Raw genomic sequence first — 16,037 nt, forward strand, 5'->3', positions numbered from 1 at the left:
GTCACCAGTAGTTCGTGATGGCCGTCGACGACGGCGGGATGCGGTCGATCGACGAATTGAGGATCGTCGGATCAACACGGCGCCACCGCCCGTTTACCCACACCTCGGCGAGAATGTGCGGGAAGTCCTGTGCGGGTCGCACGCAATGCTCGCGCGCGGGAACGCCGCTCGCGCGACAGAGCGCCACGAAGACACGCGCCTTCGCGTCACAGTCGCCGTAACCCCGCATCAGTGTGACGGCCGAATCTTCCAGCACTTCACGACGCGGATCGCGGACGTAGTCGATGGCATACTGGCAGAACTTGAGGATCGCAGCGGGACGCTCGACGAGCGGCAGCTTGCGGAATACGGCCGCCCAGCGCTGCACCTCCGGCAAGCGGAGATCCGCCACGCTTCCCGCCGCCATGAACCTGGCTTTCTCCAGGTTCGAGGGAAAGTGGACCACGCCGACACGAATCACGAGTCACCTCCCACGGCACGCTTGAGGAAGGTCAGCGCCTGCTCTTGCGCCTCTTCCGCGGTCAGCTCGCCCTTGCTGGCAGCGTCGTGAATCGACTTGAACTTCGGATGGCTCGTGATCGATTGGGCGATGGGCGAGTTCATTGCCTCCCTGACGGTTTGCTCGAAGTCGGGCGGCAGGCCGTTCGGGATCGACGCCAATGCGGTCGAGAGGAGCTGCGACGGGTCGTCCGAAGCAGCACCGGCGGTTTCGCCAACCCGACCCCACGGCTGCAGGCCACGCGGTACGAACGGCGGCGAAGGCGCCTGGGTGGTGACCGGGGGAGGCGGATACGTGTCATTCACCGGGTGCGCGGCCGGCTGCGGCGGCGAATACGCCAGCGGCGGGGCCTGCTGCACGACGGGCTGCGCCTGGAGGTACGCGGGCGGCGCGGCGGGCTGCGGCTGGGCGACGGGTTGCGGCTGGGGATAAGGCACCGGCGGGGCCTGCTGCGCGGCGGGCTGCGGCCGGGGGGGCTGCGCGAACGGCTGCTGGGACGCGGGCTGCGCGAACGGCTGCTGGGGCGCGGGCTGCGCGAACGGCTGCTGGGGCGCGGGCTGCGCGAACGGCTTCGGGGACGGCGTGAACGGCTGCGCGGGCGGCGCGACGGGCTGCTGCTGGGCGGCTTGCGCGGTGGCCGGATCCACCACTCTGCAGTGCCCGATTCCGGGCACGAACACGTAGACCGCGCCCGTCGCCGGATCGAATACCGACGGTGGCGGAGCCGGCTGGGGAGCCGGCGCAGGCTGTGGCGGGGGCGGTTGCGGGGCCTGCGGTTCCGCACGCTTCGATTTCACGAGGTCCACAAGACTGGTCAAGATCGGGGCCAGGGTCGTCAGGGACAACTCGTCGCCATTCTCCCCGCCACCCTGTACCTTCGCGTCCTTCATCGCCTCGAATGCCTCCTTCCACGGGCCCGAGTCTTCGCGGGGCGTGGGGGGCTGCACGCTCTTCGTGAACTCGAAGATCTCGCGCGCCTGCTCCAATCCATTGGGCCGTTCCGTCGCGAGCTTCAGGAGCGACTGCTGGTACTGGAGCTGAGCAACCTCGACTTGCGCTCGGGCCTGAACTTCAGCCGCTCGAGTCTTCGCGTCCCGATCGAGCAAGAGTTGCATCAAGCCGAGGATGTCCATGCTCTGCTGCTGGGGCGGAGGTGGAGCCGGAGGCGGAGGCGGGTAGTAATGCGGCGGATACCCTGGATACGGGCCCGCGTGCGGCCCCCACGGCGGCGCGCCGGGCGGTTGCCCCCAGGGACCCTGCCCATGAGGAGCATTGGGATCCGGTTGGGTAGGCGGAGTACGCCGAGCTTCCTCGTAAAAGGGCTTTCGTGGCGGACCGTCGACGTACCACTTCTCGGAGTGCGCCTGGTAGCGATGCGTCTTGCTGCACTTCGCGACGGCCTGATAGGTACACTGGCCGCCGAACATCTCGACGATCTGCTCCAAGTTCCGCAGCTCGGAGCCCAGGAAGTCACGCGGACAGCGTTCGTAGTATTCGTTCTTGGGGCCGTACCAGCGGTGCAACTGGATGATGTCGAAGCGGCGGAGATCGGGACCACTTTCGGTTTCCGGTCGAGGAAAGAGAGGGTGCCCTCCATAGTCTTCGGCTTCCTGCTCGGCGGACGGAGGGGTCCCGTCGAGCTCGTCGTCCGGCTCTTTCTTCTTCATGGCGTTCTGGAATGTGTGTATCGAAATGCTGAATGGCGCAATGGCCGCTACGAAGAAAGTCTCTGGCGTCATGACGCCAAAAATTCTCGCGCGCTAAGTTAAGGCGCTGAAACTAATCAGCTTTCGGACATGGGCCTGTTGCAAATTCGGCGCTCCTCCAGGGGCTCACTCGAGGGGCCCTCCAGCCCATCTCTCAGGGGCCCGATCGCAAATTGCCCGGGGATTTGCCCGTGTCTGGTTTGTCATAATTTTAGACCCCCTTCCGAAATCATGTGATTTCGGCCCCCTCGGTCGTCGTGTCGGCTCGCAGCTTGAGGCCGGTTCGATGCCGTTTCTGGGTTTATCCGGGCACCGAGGCGGGTTTCAGAATTGCATCGATGTTCTGTGCACGGTCAAACCGTCAAACTTCTGCCATCCCGGTGTTTTGCGGTACTTTTGGAGCGCCACGCCCGACGCGCGTGCAGCAGGGCGCAGTGAACCATGGGTTTTTCGGTTCGGAATGACGAACCGCGCTAGCGGCATCGTACAGTAACAGTGCAACTGCGAGCCTCGGCGACCCCTTGACGGGCCTTCCTCTGTCAGCCTAGTGTGTACGGTCGATCGCAGGGGAGTGGTGGTTATGCGTCGTGAGGTGCAGAAGCGAGCCGAGCAGCGGAAGGACGGGCGCAAGACCGTGCGGGCGACGATCCACTTCGATGTCGACGTGTACGACGATGCCTTGACGGTCTCCGCGAAGAAGAAGATGCCTCTCGGGCGGTTCGTGAACGACGTGGTGCGAAAGGCCCTGGAGGAGTTCTGGCGGGCTTTGAAAGCGTCAAAGGCTGCAAGGAAGGCGAACAAGAGGCAGCCCCCGCCGAGCGTTGCGCCCCGTTCACGAGCCCCGTCGGGCCCGACGTCGAAGAAGCGGGCCGAGCCCCCGCCGAGCGTTGCGCCCCGTTCTCGAGTCCCGACCTCGAAGGAGCGGGCCGAGCCCCAGCCGAACGTCGCGCCCCCGTCGGCCCCAACGTCGAGGAAGCGCGCCGAGCTCCTGGCCTCCACGGCGTCAGCCTCGGTACCCCCGGCCCCGTCCACGAAACGGATAGCGGGGCCGTCATCCTCGGTTTCGCCTTCCCGCGCATCGACGCCCCCGCGGTCGGGACGCTCCAAAAAGTAGCCTCCGCTCCGCTGTCGTTGGAATCGCCGGCTCGAGGACCCCGTCTTCAAAAAGCCGCTACAAAGCCGCTGATGAGCCGCTCGGGGCCGGTGGAAAGCCGCTGGTATTTTGCGGGTGGGTCCACCTGGAACCTGTGGCGGGTCGACGTCGAGGGGGTCTCCGAGGGGGAGCCCGACGTGTTTTCGCAGGGTTACGGGTGGGGGACGTGGAGCTGAGAGCCCGAAAAACCAAAAAGTGGTTACCTCGAGCGGCTCTTCTCGGAATTGGATCGGCGAATCCAGTAGGTGATCGCCAAGTTTCCCACTTTTCAGGTGGCTTTGGGTTGTTTGTCCTGGCTGACGCGCGAGCGGCACGGCCCTTGCGCTTGAGCCACGAGGGGCGGGGAAGTCGGCAAAGCATGCAGGGCCGAGTGCCTCGGGGGAGGGCGTGGAAGGTGCGCGACGACGCTCGGGGGCGCTCTCGATGCGGTCTCGGGGGCGGATCGACGAAAAAGTGGTTACGCCGAGCGGCTCTTCTCGTTTTTGGTCCTGCGAAACAAGGGGGTGAAGATGCCAAACCCCGCTTTTGCAGTGGCTCTTTGTTGTTTGTCTTGGCAAGCAATCGACGGCGGGAGAAGTCGGCGGAAGGAGTTCAGGACCCGATTGCAAATTTTCCTGGCGACAAGACGTCCCATTGCTAGGTTCAACGAGACATCGCGGCGCAGAAGGTCCGAGGGGTCGCTCTTCCCGAGCTCGAACCCCGACCTGTCGCCGCGAGGACGAAGGAGCCGGGACGAAAGGAGACCCCCGCCATGTCGAGCAATAAGGGCAGCCATGAACGATCGATCCCTCCAAGATGGGTCCCCCTGGAACGCGCCGCGGCCTTCCTCGGGATGAACACCGCGGCCCTCCGCAAGACCCTCGAGCGCCGCGCCACCCGCGCGTCGGATGGCGGCACCGAGGCGAGCCTCGACGGCGTGCGGGCGCGCAAGTTTGGCCGGCTGTGGCGGGTGAAGTTCTCCGAGGCGTGGTGCGGTCCCGTCAGCGCGCGGCTCATGCTGGAGTCGGGCCATCGCGAAAGTGACCGGAACGACCAGAAAGGAGGCTGGTCATGACGGTACGAAAAGCTACGCGCCGCGGCCAGCCGCGTCTGGTTATTGACATCGTGTTTACGAAGCCGGACGGGACCCCCGGGCGGTATCGGAAGGATGCCCAGGTGCAGACGATGGCCGCGGCCCGGGCGGAGGAGCGGCGGCTCCTCTCCGTGATCGCGCAGTATGGAGAGCCGTTCGAGCTGGCGGAAACGGGGGCTGTGGCCGTAGCGCCGAAGGCGGCAGTGAAACCTGCGAATGGTCCCAAACCGCCTCCGGCTGGCGCTGTCGAACAAGGCTCGCCGTCCGAGAAGACGTTCGCCGACGTCGTCGCCGAGTACAAGGCGACCTTCATGATCACGGATCTGAAGCCCACCTCCCGGCGCGGCTACGCGTCGGTCCTCGAGAGCACCCTGCTCCCGAGGTTCGGCGAGGATCCGATCAGCAAGGTCGACGGGGCCGCCGCATCCGCGCTCGACGTCGACCTGTCCAAGCGGCAGCGAGCTCGGGCGACCCGCAACAACATCCAGATCGTCCTCCGGTCGGTCCTCCAGTTCGCGGTCAAGCGCAAGTACCTCGCCGACCTCCCCGCGAACCTGCCGCGTCTCAAGCCCGTCGAGCAGACGCTCCTCGAGATCCCTTCCGACGACCAAGTCAGGAAGCTCCTCGACACCGCGAACGAGCTTCACCGCCGCGCCTTCGCCCTCATGGCGTTCGCCGGGCTCCGCCCGAACGAGCTCCGTGCGCTGCGCAGGAAGGACGTGAAGCTACGGCGGGAGGACGGCGCCGTGGTGGGCGGCTTCCTCAGCATCCGCGAGGGTCGGTCCTACGGCGAGGTGCACACGCCGAAGACCGGCCAGCGGGAGATCCCCATCGCCCCGCAGCTCGCGCCCCTGCTCGCTCCCGCCGAGGAGGGCCCGCGGGACGGGCACGTTGCCGTCAACAAGCGGGGCACCCCATGGGGCCAGTTCGGGCTCGACCGCGCGTTCAAGCGGGTCGGCAAGCGGATCGGCCTCGAAGAGTGGTCGGTGTACTGCCTTCGGCACTATGCGATCACCCTCTGGCTCCGCGCCGGCATCCCGGTCCACGTCGTCCAGCGGATGGCAGGCCACAAGCACCTGTCGACCACGCAGAGGTACGTGCACCACCTCAAGCAGGATCTCGACGATGCTGCCAGGCGGATGGCGGCATGGAACAGCGGCGGATAACGTGATCGCGTGATTGTTTGGCCGTGGCACCGAGACATGGCTGCTAGTGCGCTGGACGCGCCCACGACTGCCATCGCCACCGGCAGCCTGCTCCCCCGCGATGAACGCACCCCTCACGCTGTCCCCCCACCCGGGTTGCCCGGAACGTGGATTCCCGGCAGCGGACAGGGCATACGGTGTGCTAGCGGAGGGTTCCAGATTTCTCTTGTAGATCCTACACGGGCTGTGAGATCCTTACTGTTGTGAGCTTGGTGGTGGTGTTGGTAGGTTCCGGTCAGCTAGCCGCGTTCGTGGGGTCTTCGCCCGGCATCGATCAAGTGGGCTCACGACGCCCCAGGGGCCGCGAGGTGGGGACTCTCTCGAAGGTCGTGCAGGCGACGCTCCGACGTCGGCATTACTCTCGCCGCACAGAGGAAGCATACCTCTACTGGATCCGCCAGTTCATCCGCTTTCACCACATGCCCGAGCTCTCCGGTCTCGAGCCCGCGCGCAGCGGGCCCTTGCATGGGCCTGTCGCGCTGGATTCTGCGATATGAATATGCGGGCGCTGCCGAATCCCCGAGATAAGCGGGTTATGCAGTTCGCGAAGGCGTGGTTACGCGGCGGCGGTCTAATTACACAGTTGGGCTGACGTCAACAACTCGAGCAACGTTGGAGCGAAAATGAAGAAAGGACGGCGGCTCGGTCCACAACATACGCGTGAGGTGTCCCCCAAGAAAGGCGAGGCCGAGGAAGTTGACGATGCTCTCTTTAACTGCGGACGCTCATGCTCTAGAGTGGTCAGAACTGGCTCGAACTACTGGAGTCAACCTCCTCGTATCTAACCGAAGTTACAATGAGGCGTGGCTGGCTGAGTTGCGCGTAGCTCAGCCCAACGGCTACATGATGATAGTCGCCATTCTACGCGCCGTTTCGGCTCGGGCGGGCGGCGCGATCACGCGCGCGGATGTCGTCGCTGGCGACCAAGAAATTGAACGCTACCTACAAGAAACCGGGCTGAAGGTTGTGCCCTCGAATGGTGTTGCGCTTGAGCACAATGGCGAAGGAATCGGGCACGCAAAATACTCCGAATCGAAGAGCGTTGCACTGCTCTGGGAGAAGATCGGTAACACAATATATGCGACGTTCGATGACCACGCACCTGTCGCGTATCACCGCGCAATCAGATGTTTGCGCGAACTTCGACTAGGCCGCGCGATTCCGCCCACGAAAGCGCGAACCCAGCGCCGCCTCATTGAGAAGATCAATGAGCCATGGAAGAACAATCACCGAGGTTTTAATCCGAAAGACAAATACTACAAGTAGCACACTCTCGTGAAGGCAACGAGCAGCGGGGATCTGCTGGCGAGTTTACGAGGAGTCGAAGGAGTGACTGCCACGTGTCCGCCCAACAAGCGCCTGCTGCCGACGTCGCTTCGCGCCGCGGCAGAAGCTGGCGTTAGACGCCCCCAAGAACTGAGCGCATTGACGGAAGAGATGCCATTGACGAAACGAAAATGCGATGCAAAGTCACCAGACTGAAGAGCAGCGGGCAATCGTCGAGCACATCGCACGCGAGACAGAGAAGGTCGACACCGTGCGCGACTTAACCATACACACGAATCCCCTGCCTAAAGCATGAGGACGATTCCGCCTCCGGTTCCTATCCCCCAGCCGCCAGCGCCGCCGCCGGGCCTGGCAGCTGACGTCGTGGCGTCGGGGCTTCCGGTGCATCCCGAGGACCGCGTCAGGCTCTTTAGCCCTGACCAGTGGGAGCGCTTCGTTCAGGAGTGGGTCGACTCGCTGCGCGACGAGTACGAACTGGTCGAGCGGTGCGGCGGCGCGGGCGACATGGGGCGCGACGTCATCGCCACGGTTAAGGGCGGCAACGGCGCGTGGGACAACTACCAGTGCAAGCACTACCAAAAGGCGCTCACGCCCGGCGACGCCTGGGTCGAGTTGGGCAAGCTCGCGTACTACACGCTGAAGGGCGAATACTCGTACCCTCGGAGCTACTTCTTCGTCGCACCGCAGGGCGTCGGCCCAACGCTCTCGAACCTCCTGAAGAAGCCGCACGCGCTACGTGACGGGCTGCTCGCGAACTGGGATAAGGCGTGTCGGACGGAGATCACCAAGACAGAGGTCGTCGAGTGCGACGCCGCGATGAAGGCGCACATCGCGAACCTCGACTTCTCCATCTTCCAGACCAAGCCGCTCCTCCGCATCATCGAGGGGCACGCCAAGACGCGCTGGTATGTGGCGCGGTTCGGCGGCGGACTCCCTACGCGCCCTGAACCGATGCTGCCGCCGAGCGTTCCGGCTGACATCGAAGCGGTCTTTGTCGGTGAGCTTCGACGTGCGTATGCGGATCACCTCAAGCAGGACGTGACGGAACTCGACGCGGGGCTCGCGTCCCGCGAAGACCTCCGCGAGCACTTCCATGACGCCCGCGTCGAGTTCTACAGCGCTGAGGGCTTGCGTACCTTTTCGCGCGACACGCTGCCTGCGGGCGAGTTCGAGAAGCTACAGGACGAGGTTCATTCCGGCATCAAGGACGACGTGCGCGGCGATCACGCCGATGGCTACCGTCGCCTCGTCTCGGTGGTGAAGACGGCCCGCGCGCTGCAGCTCACGAGCAACCCGCTCACCACGCGCATCCACACCCGTGACCGGGGCGGCATCTGCCACCAACTCGCGAACGACAGAAAGGTCCGGTGGGTAAAATGACGACGGAGACGCCGAGCCACTTCATCTCGCCGTTCAACGGGCCCGTCGAGATCGGCCTGCGAGCGCTCTGCGTGCTAACGACTGCGTTCCCCGCTGCGTATGCGCTGCAGCGGCTCGTCGTCTTCGACTACTTCCTCGTCCACTCCGACGACATCGACTGCGGCCCCGAGGGGCTGCATCCCCAAACGCCTCATCGCGGAGGAGAAATCCTCGTCCGTCGCGGCGTGCTGCAACATGCCCTCACGCTCTACGAGAGCCGTGGGCTCATCGAGCGCGTCTACAAGGACGGCGGCATCTTCTTCGCGGCGACCGACAAGTCCGCCGACTTCCTCGACACGCTGAGCACCGAGTACCTAAAGGGACTCCGCGAGCGCGCTGACTGGGTGGTCGACAGCTTCGGCCTGCTCGAGGACGCCGAGCTCGACGCGATGGTCCGCGACCGCATCGGCACGTGGGGCGCCGAATTCTCGATGGAGTCCGTTCTCTGGACCGAGGAGGCGTCATGAAGTTCGGCTTTGCGATTCGGCGACTTGCGCTGGTCGGGCTGGGGAGGGCGCCTGCAGAGATGACGTTCACGCGCGGCCTGAACGTCATCGCCGGTCCCTCGGACACCGGCAAGAGCTTCATCGTGCAGTGCCTCGACTACGCGCTCGGCAGCGGGGACCCGCCGAAGGAGATCCCTGAAGCGGATGGCTACAGCTCCGTCGTCCTCGAGATCGAGGCCAACAGCGACCAGCGCGTCTACTCGCTGGAGAGAAGCGTGCGTGGCGGTGAGGTCCTCTGCAAGACCGACGGGCAACCGGACCGCGTACTCGCGGCGAAACACCAAGGCGGCAAGGAGGACACGGTCTCCCAGTTCCTGCTCGACCTGTCGGGGCTGGGCAGGAAGAAGGTGCGCACCAACGAGCGTGGTGCGACGCGCCCGCTCAGCTTCCGCGACATTGCCCGGCTCGTCATCATCGACGAAGAGATGATCATCAAGGAGGACTCGCCCGTTCTGAGTGGGCAGGTCATCCACAAGACGGTCGAGAGCGGTGTGTTTCGCCTCCTGCTCACGGGCACTGACGATTCCTCGATCATCGCGAAGGAAGATCCGAAGGTCGCGAAGGGGCGCCAGGCTGGTAAGGTCGAGCTGCTCGAAGGCTTGCTGAAGGCGACCCGGGAGCGCCTCGCCGAGCTTGGTGAGGTGATGACCCTCGCCGAGGAACGAGACCGCCTCACGCGGATCGAGGCATCGATTCAAACCGCTCTCTTCGAGCGCAACGCCGCGCAGGCCAGCGTCGCGCCTCTACAGGCGAAGCGCAGTACGGCGTGGACGGCGCTGAAGGCGGTCGATTCGAAGCTCGCGGTCTTGTCCGAGCTGCAGACAAGGTTCGACCTGCTGCAGAAGCAATACGAGTCCGACCTGCGACGGCTGGAGGCGATCGCCGAAGCGGGCGTTCGGCTGGACCAGCTTAAGGAGGAGCGGTGCCCGATGTGCGGCGCACTCGCCGAGCACCAGCACCACGACCATCGTGAAGCGCGCCCCGCTCCGGCCGACGTCTCTCAGGCCTGCAAAGCCGAGGCGGCCAAGACATTCAATCTGCTCAAGGACCTTCAGGCCACGCGGACTGCCACTGCCTCCGAGGTCGAGCAACTCCAAGGCGCCCGCAATGCACGCCAAGTCGAGTTCGACGCGATCTCGTTGGAATTGAAGGGGCTGATGGAGCAGCGCGTCGATGAGGCATCCAAGAAGGTCGACGAACTGCGTGCGCGCGCGGAAACCTGCCGCAAGGCGATCGAATACCTCGAGCGGATCCAGGAGCTGGACGAACTTCTCGAGGAGGCGAACAAGCCGAAGAAGAGGCAGAAGACCGACGTGGCTGGTGCAGCGGTAAGCACTGCGCAGGCCGATCCGTTCACCAGGGAGGTCGAGACGCTCCTGAAGGCGTGGCACTTCCCCGACGTCGATCGCGTCTCGTTCAGCGAGAACGACCAGGACGTCGTCATCTCCGGGCGCGCGAGAAAGAGCCACGGCAAGGGCGTGCGGGCCATCACGAGGGCGGCGTTTCACCTCGCGCTCCTGCGTCTCTGCATGGAGGACGAGCGCCCGTTCCCGAGCTTCGTCCTCATCGACTCCCCGCTACTCGTCTACGAGGAGCCCGACACCGACGAGTCATCGTTCCCGCAGGACATCAAGAAGCACTTCTGGCAGAGCGTGAAGACCTCCTTTACCGAGGCTCAAGTCATCATCATTGAGAACAGCCACCAGCTTCCAGGTGATGGCATGCTCGATGGCATAAAGGTTGAGCTGTTCACTGGAAACGACCAAGGGCGCCGCGGTTTCATCCCCGAGAAGCGAGGTGCCACGTGAACCACCGGACCCCGCAGGAAGGCCTATACCGCACCGGCGTCTAACAACAGCATGCAGCGGCCGGCGCAGCGCGCCGCCGCTGCATGCTGAGCGTTCGGCATACGTATCACACCGGATCCGAGGTACCGTGACACAGATCGCGTCTCCCCATCTAAAGACACTCGTTTTCGATGCCCTCCTGGCCTCTTTCTGGAGAAAGCAGGCATTGCAGCGCTTCGTCCGCGCATGCGGTGTTTCGAAAGCATTTGCGTCGACGATGGGAGCCGACGAGACCAAACGGGCCTTCCTTGAACGGATGTTCTTGGAGGTCGAACGTCATCCGAAGGCCACACAGTTCTTCATCGAACTCGCTCAGGCGCTGGCGGAGCAGACGGCGTTCCCAGACCTTCAGGGCTGGGAAGACACAGAGCAAAAAGTACGCGCAGCCACAAAAGCCGTAAAGGATCTTCATGACCATCTCCGGGCTGGAGGGCTTGATACTGATACCCGTACACGCCTTGCGCGAGCGGCAGAGCGCGAGCGCATGATTCTTGATAGTCAGGCTCAAGAAACACGTCGGCTCGGTGCGCTTAAAGGTAGACTAAATGATCTGGCGTCTAAACTGGGAACCCAGCAAGCTGGATACGATTTTCAGGATTGGTTCTATGAATTAATGGCGTTCCACGAAGTTGTGGCGCGTCGACCCTATGTAACGGACGGTCGTCAAATCGACGGCACAATTACCATTGATGGCACCACGTATCTCGTCGAACTCAAGTTTACCGCTGAGCAAGCGGGCGCTCCCGATGTCGATTCCCTAGCGCAAAAGGTCTCCAAGAAGGCTGACAACACAATGGGGGTCATGGTATCCATGTCCGGGTACTCCTCAACGGCGATCGACGAGGCATCGTACGCGGGCACCAAGTTGCTGCTCCTCGACTACGCTCACGTCATGGTGGCCCTGGGAGGAAGAGACTTCTCTGACGTGCTGGGTCGGATAAGACGGCATGCGTCTCAGACCGGACGAGCCTATCTCAGCGCATCGGACCTGGAGAGGTAGCATTGAGCCAAGGCGGCGGAGGGGGCAGCCTGCTGCACCTTATGACGCGACGATGGATTTTGTTCCCCGCTACTGGGTGACGTAGAGGAAGAAGGCAAACCGTGTACAAATCGTGGAGCGACGACGAGGAGAAGCACGAGTGGAACGACATCGCAGAGCCGAAGCACATCGCGGACGTCTGGGTTGCCATTGCCAACGGTTTCGATAAGTACTTTCCGTCCCTGGTCGCGTCGAAAGCGCCGCCGCACGGCGAGAGTGTCCTCGCTCACCTTGGTCAGAGCCCGGCGTTCAAGCTCACCGCGCCCAAGAAACCGAGCGCGCCGGCCTTCGACGCTAGCTCCTTCACGAGCGCGATTCAGGCATATGACAAAGAGGCACCTAAGTATCGTGAATTTTTCGACACAGACATGCTTCGAGAATACCGGGAGGATGACCCAGACTCCTTTAAGGCCATGCTCTCGCGGAAGTGCCCGGTGATCCGCAAGTGCACTCAGTCCAAGCGAGAGGAACTTAAGGAATGGAACATTCGGTACAAGCTTACGCCATCTGAGGTGTTGCTTACGAAGTTTGAAAACCTCGTTTTCTTTGCCAATGACTACCTCGGAACCCGAGGTGACGAGTCGGAGTACGCCGAAATTGACGATCCGGATGACATTGGATTCGAGTCGGTCGAGGAAGAGCAAGTTGGTGTTCCTGGCGTCATCGGCGGAGGCATTCGCACCCGCGTATTGCACAACTTGGACGCACGCGTGTTTCCTGACCGGAGCGGTACCGCCCTCTACGGCATGTATTTTCTTTCTGGAATGGGCACCTTCGGTCTGCGCAGTAAGACGTCAGAGTTCTTGATGGTGGACGACAAGGTCAAGAACCCCGACCGGAACATTAAGATGGACCATAACTTCTGGTATCCATATCGCATCTTCACGATCTACGCGCTGCGTATCGCAAGGCGGATTGAAGAGGAGTGCGCGAAGCGGTCCCTCTGCTTTGATACTCAGTATAGGTACGTCTACGTCGACGCTCTCCTTCATCACGTGTGTGATCAGCACAGGCAGGATCTCAGCGTGATGCGAGGCCAGGATGAGGCATACTCGGCGATGTGAGAATGTGCTTATGAACCCGCGACCAAGCAAGCAAATCCTTGCGCAGTACTTTCCGACGCTGCCTGGATTTCGTGACGGGCAAGAGGCGGCCATCGATCGCGTAGCCTCTGGTACGAACACGCTCTGCATGATGCCGACTGGCGGTGGCAAGTCGCTCGTCTATCAGGTGGCTGGCATCCGGCGAGGCGGCACGACGATCGTCGTCTCGCCTCTTGTCGCGCTCATGTCGCAACAGGTGCAGCGGCTCGCTGAAATATCTGGAATCCGCGCGTTCAGTCTGAGCGATCTCGGCCCGAGACGCTACGCCGCCCTGCGTGAACTTGACCTTCGTCACGGGCCCACGTTCCTGTTCGCATCTCCTGAACTCCTCTCGTCTGATGGCTTCCTCGAGTTCGTCCTGCGCCGAGGCTCGAGTGGCGTAGGTCTGGTGGTGATCGATGAGGCGCATTGCGTTTCCCAGTGGGGGCACACGTTCCGACCGCCATATAAGGCGATTCCGAGAGTACTCGATCGCGCTTTTGGAGCGAGTGCCTGGCCACCGGTGCTCTGCCTGACGGCAACACTCAACCCGAGGGACCAAGCGGAAATCTGCACAGACTTCCGCATTGATCACGCGGATGTCCTTCGGACAGCGACGCTCTTTCGCGAGAATCTCGTGCTTCGCTGCGAACATCACGAAAACGAGAAAGCAAAGAAGGTTCGGCTCACTGAAATCCTCGCAGAGCACAAGGGCGACAAGATTATCGTTTACGTGCACCGAAAGAGTGGCGAGTATGGTACGGCGAAGCTCGCGGAGCACTTCGCCGCGCAAGGCTTACCCTGTGACTACTTCGACGCCGACCGTAAGGATCAGGACAAGCGAGCGGTCATGCGCGCGTTCGAGACCGGCGAGAAGCGTATCGTCTTCGCGACCAACGCCTTCGGCATGGGCGTCGACATTCCCGATGTACGGGTCGTTGTGCACTACCTGCTTCCCGAGTCCATCGAGCAGTATTACCAGGAAGTAGGCCGGGCCGGCCGCGACGGCAAGATGTCACGCGGATACTTGCTCTTCACTGAAACCAACAAGAAAGTGCGCGCGGACCTTATTCGAGACAGCTTAATGAAACGCGAGGAGGTTGCTTCGATGTTTGCAACGAAGCTCGTCTTGCGTGACGGCGAGGACCTGCGGTCCATCGATCCTTACAATGACATCGCAGACGACGACTGTGAGCGGGCTGCTTTTTTCGCGCTTCAGGACGCAGGGGTGATCAAAGTGGTCGCGAAGGGACCGTCCAACGCGAGTTGCTTCGAGCCGGTACCCAAATTCGCCAACAATGAGCTTCGGCGGTACATGTCTGCGTCAAAGGCGGGAATCATCAAGGCCATTGCGCGCAAGCTCTCGGTTCCCGTCGCCGAGGTTATCGAGGTTCTATGGTGCGCCTACGTAGAGGAGAAAGTGAAGCTCCGCGGAACGCCAGCGAATGCGCTGTTCTTGACGACCTTGTCGTCGATTCCGGCCTCGGTGTTGGATGCCATCGATGCCGACCAGCAGGCCAAGCTCAACGTGAGACTGGAGGGTTTCAGTGTTCTGATGCAGATGGTAGAGTCAGGCAGTGATCCTAGTTCGGCGGTTCGAGCCTATCTCGGCCATAATCATGCCACGGTGTAGGACCAAGCATGATTGTCATCGGTGCCATCCAACAAGGGCTTGCTGACCGACGCGTGGTTGCAGTGCGCGGCCCACGCGCGGCAGAAGCAACGTTTAGCGCCTTGCAGCGGACGGCCGACTACGCCGGCACGGCTTGAAAGAGGAACTTGCGCGCCCGGCACGCCGTCGGAGGCTCGCCTCCGTGCCGCCAATCGGCTGAGATTCGCCGGAGCAAGGCGACTGCTGAGAACGCCTGCGCGCCCTGTCACGTCCGCGGAGGCGTGGTCCCGCCAGCGCGCGCCTCATGCTACAGTCGGACCATCGCGAAAGTGACCGGAACGACCAGAAAGGAAAGCTGGTCATGACGGTACGCAAAGCCACGCGCCGCGGTCAGCCGCGGCTGGTCATTGACATCATGTTTACGAAGCCGGACGGGACCACCGGGCGGTACCGCAAGGATGCGCAGGTGCAGACGATGGCCGCGGCCCGGGCCGAGGAGCGACGGCTCCTCTCGTTGATCGCGCAGTACGGCGAGCCGATCGAGCCGGCGGAAACGCCGGAGGCTCCGGCGGCGAAGGCGCCGCCAGCGCCTAAACCCGCAAACGTCCCCACGCCGTCACCTGTCGCCGTTGTCGAACCGAACTCGCCTCCCGAGAAGACGTTCGCCGACGTCGTCGCCGAGTACCAGTCGACCTTTATGATCACCGATCTGAAGCCGACCTCCCGGCGCGGCTACGCGTCGGTCCTCGAGTGCACCCTGCTCCCGAGGTTCGGCGAGGATCCGATCAGCAAGGTCGATGGGGCCGCCGCATCCGCGCTCGACGTCGACCTGTCCAAGCGGCAGCGAGCTCGGGCGACACGGAACAACATCCAGATCGTCCTTCGCTCGGTCCTCCAGTTCGCGGTCAAGCGGAAGTACCTCGCCGACCTGCCGGCGAACCTGCCGCGGCTCAAGCCCGTCGAGCAGACGCTCCTCGAGATCCCCTCGGACGAGCAAGTCAAGAAGCTCCTCGACAGCGCGAACGAGCTTCACCGCCGCGCCTTCGCCCTCATGGCGTTCGCCGGGCTCCGCCCGAACGAGCTCCGTGCTCTGCGCAGGAGGGATGTGGAGCTACGACGGGAGGAGGGAGCCGCGGTGGGTGGCTTCCTCAGCATCCGCGAGGGCCGATCGTACGGCGAGGTCCACACGCCGAAGACCGGCCAGCGGGAGATCCCGATCGCTCCGCAGCTCGCGCCCCTGCTCGCTCCGGTCGAGGAGGGGCCGAGAGACGGGCACGTGGCCGTCAACAAGCGGGGCACGCCGTGGGGCCAGTTCGGGCTCGACCGCGCGTTCAAGCGGGTCGGAAAGCGGATCGGCCTCGAAGAGTGGTCGGTGTACTGCCTCCGGCACTACGCCATCACCCTCTGGCTCCGCGCCGGCATCCCGGTCCACGTCGTCCAGCGGATGGCAGGTCACAAGCACCTGTCGACCACGCAGAGGTACGTGCACCACCTCAAGCAGGACCTCGACGAGGCCGCTCGTCGGCTGGGGAGCCTCCAGAAGGGGTCGTGGTAACGGACTGGTAACAGCGTGGTAACGGGACCGGGACGAACCTTCCGGGCGACCCTGG

13 protein-coding genes are annotated in these 16,037 nt (G+C 63.2%); 11 read left to right on the plus strand and 2 right to left on the minus strand.

What is annotated here, in order from left to right; genetic code table 11:
• Window position 1 precedes the first annotated feature (1 nt).
• The gene (locus KEG38_RS32225) at window positions 2-460 is read right to left on the minus strand and encodes a transglutaminase-like domain-containing protein (protein WP_272423816.1); all 459 of its coding nucleotides are present in this window, start codon (window positions 458-460) and stop codon (window positions 2-4) included.
• The gene (locus KEG38_RS32230; RefSeq protein WP_272423817.1) at window positions 457-2,166 is read right to left on the minus strand and encodes a hypothetical protein; all 1,710 of its coding nucleotides are present in this window, start codon (window positions 2,164-2,166) and stop codon (window positions 457-459) included. The genes KEG38_RS32225 and KEG38_RS32230 overlap by 4 nt, the downstream gene beginning before the upstream one ends.
• Window positions 2,167-4,109: 1,943 nt before the next feature.
• On the opposite strand from KEG38_RS32230, the gene KEG38_RS32235 reads away from it, so the two are divergent.
• From KEG38_RS32235 to KEG38_RS32285, 11 genes are all read left to right on the plus strand, one after another.
• The gene (locus KEG38_RS32235; RefSeq protein WP_271916188.1) at window positions 4,110-4,412 is read left to right on the plus strand and encodes a hypothetical protein; all 303 of its coding nucleotides are present in this window, start codon (window positions 4,110-4,112) and stop codon (window positions 4,410-4,412) included.
• Entirely contained in the window at window positions 4,409-5,596 is a 1,188-nt protein-coding gene (locus tag KEG38_RS32240; protein ID WP_272423819.1) for a tyrosine-type recombinase/integrase, read from the plus strand. The genes KEG38_RS32235 and KEG38_RS32240 overlap by 4 nt, the downstream gene beginning before the upstream one ends.
• A 368-nt stretch (window positions 5,597-5,964) precedes the next feature.
• Window positions 5,965-6,132: a phage integrase N-terminal SAM-like domain-containing protein gene (locus KEG38_RS55710; RefSeq protein ID WP_272423988.1), complete on the plus strand. Its 168-nt coding sequence runs from the start codon at window positions 5,965-5,967 to the stop codon at window positions 6,130-6,132.
• A 205-nt stretch (window positions 6,133-6,337) separates the two neighbouring features.
• Window positions 6,338-6,901, plus strand: a complete 564-nt coding sequence (locus tag KEG38_RS32250) for a hypothetical protein (protein WP_272423820.1) — start codon at window positions 6,338-6,340, stop codon at window positions 6,899-6,901.
• 402 nt (window positions 6,902-7,303) lie between these two features.
• Entirely contained in the window at window positions 7,304-8,302 is a 999-nt protein-coding gene (locus tag KEG38_RS32255) for an ABC-three component system protein (RefSeq protein ID WP_272423821.1), read from the plus strand.
• Window positions 8,299-8,808, plus strand: a complete 510-nt coding sequence (locus KEG38_RS32260; protein ID WP_272423822.1) for an ABC-three component system middle component 2 — start codon at window positions 8,299-8,301, stop codon at window positions 8,806-8,808. Before KEG38_RS32255 ends, KEG38_RS32260 begins: the two co-directional genes overlap by 4 nt.
• Entirely contained in the window at window positions 8,805-10,655 is a 1,851-nt protein-coding gene (locus tag KEG38_RS32265; RefSeq protein WP_272423823.1) for an AAA family ATPase, read from the plus strand. Before KEG38_RS32260 ends, KEG38_RS32265 begins: the two co-directional genes overlap by 4 nt.
• Before the next feature lie 127 nt (window positions 10,656-10,782).
• Window positions 10,783-11,694: a restriction endonuclease gene (locus KEG38_RS55715; RefSeq protein WP_272423825.1), complete on the plus strand. Its 912-nt coding sequence runs from the start codon at window positions 10,783-10,785 to the stop codon at window positions 11,692-11,694.
• A gap of 101 nt (window positions 11,695-11,795) precedes the next feature.
• Complete coding sequence (locus tag KEG38_RS32275; RefSeq protein ID WP_272423827.1) at window positions 11,796-12,797, plus strand: hypothetical protein; 1,002 nt, start codon at window positions 11,796-11,798, stop codon at window positions 12,795-12,797.
• 10 nt (window positions 12,798-12,807) lie between these two features.
• Window positions 12,808-14,448: a RecQ family ATP-dependent DNA helicase gene (locus KEG38_RS32280; protein ID WP_272423829.1), complete on the plus strand. Its 1,641-nt coding sequence runs from the start codon at window positions 12,808-12,810 to the stop codon at window positions 14,446-14,448.
• 340 nt (window positions 14,449-14,788) lie between these two features.
• On the plus strand, window positions 14,789-15,982 hold the full coding sequence (locus tag KEG38_RS32285) for a tyrosine-type recombinase/integrase (RefSeq protein WP_272423831.1): 1,194 nt from the start codon (window positions 14,789-14,791) through the stop codon (window positions 15,980-15,982).
• The last annotated feature ends 55 nt before the right edge of the window (window positions 15,983-16,037 follow it).

Source organism: Polyangium jinanense, from assembly GCF_028435265.1.
Lineage (GTDB): Bacteria > Myxococcota_A > Polyangia > Polyangiales > Polyangiaceae > Polyangium > Polyangium jinanense.

Coding starts and splice junctions, on each gene's coding strand:
- KEG38_RS32230 (WP_272423817.1), bottom strand. CDS start 2,166: ATGAAGAAGAAAGAGCCGGACGACGAGCTCGACGGGACCCCTCCGTCC.
- KEG38_RS32235 (WP_271916188.1), top strand. CDS start 4,110: ATGTCGAGCAATAAGGGCAGCCATGAACGATCGATCCCTCCAAGATGG.
- KEG38_RS32240 (WP_272423819.1), top strand. CDS start 4,409: ATGACGGTACGAAAAGCTACGCGCCGCGGCCAGCCGCGTCTGGTTATT.
- KEG38_RS32250 (WP_272423820.1), top strand. CDS start 6,338: ATGCTCTCTTTAACTGCGGACGCTCATGCTCTAGAGTGGTCAGAACTG.
- KEG38_RS32260 (WP_272423822.1), top strand. CDS start 8,299: ATGACGACGGAGACGCCGAGCCACTTCATCTCGCCGTTCAACGGGCCC.
- KEG38_RS32265 (WP_272423823.1), top strand. CDS start 8,805: ATGAAGTTCGGCTTTGCGATTCGGCGACTTGCGCTGGTCGGGCTGGGG.
- KEG38_RS32280 (WP_272423829.1), top strand. CDS start 12,808: ATGAACCCGCGACCAAGCAAGCAAATCCTTGCGCAGTACTTTCCGACG.
- KEG38_RS32285 (WP_272423831.1), top strand. CDS start 14,789: ATGACGGTACGCAAAGCCACGCGCCGCGGTCAGCCGCGGCTGGTCATT.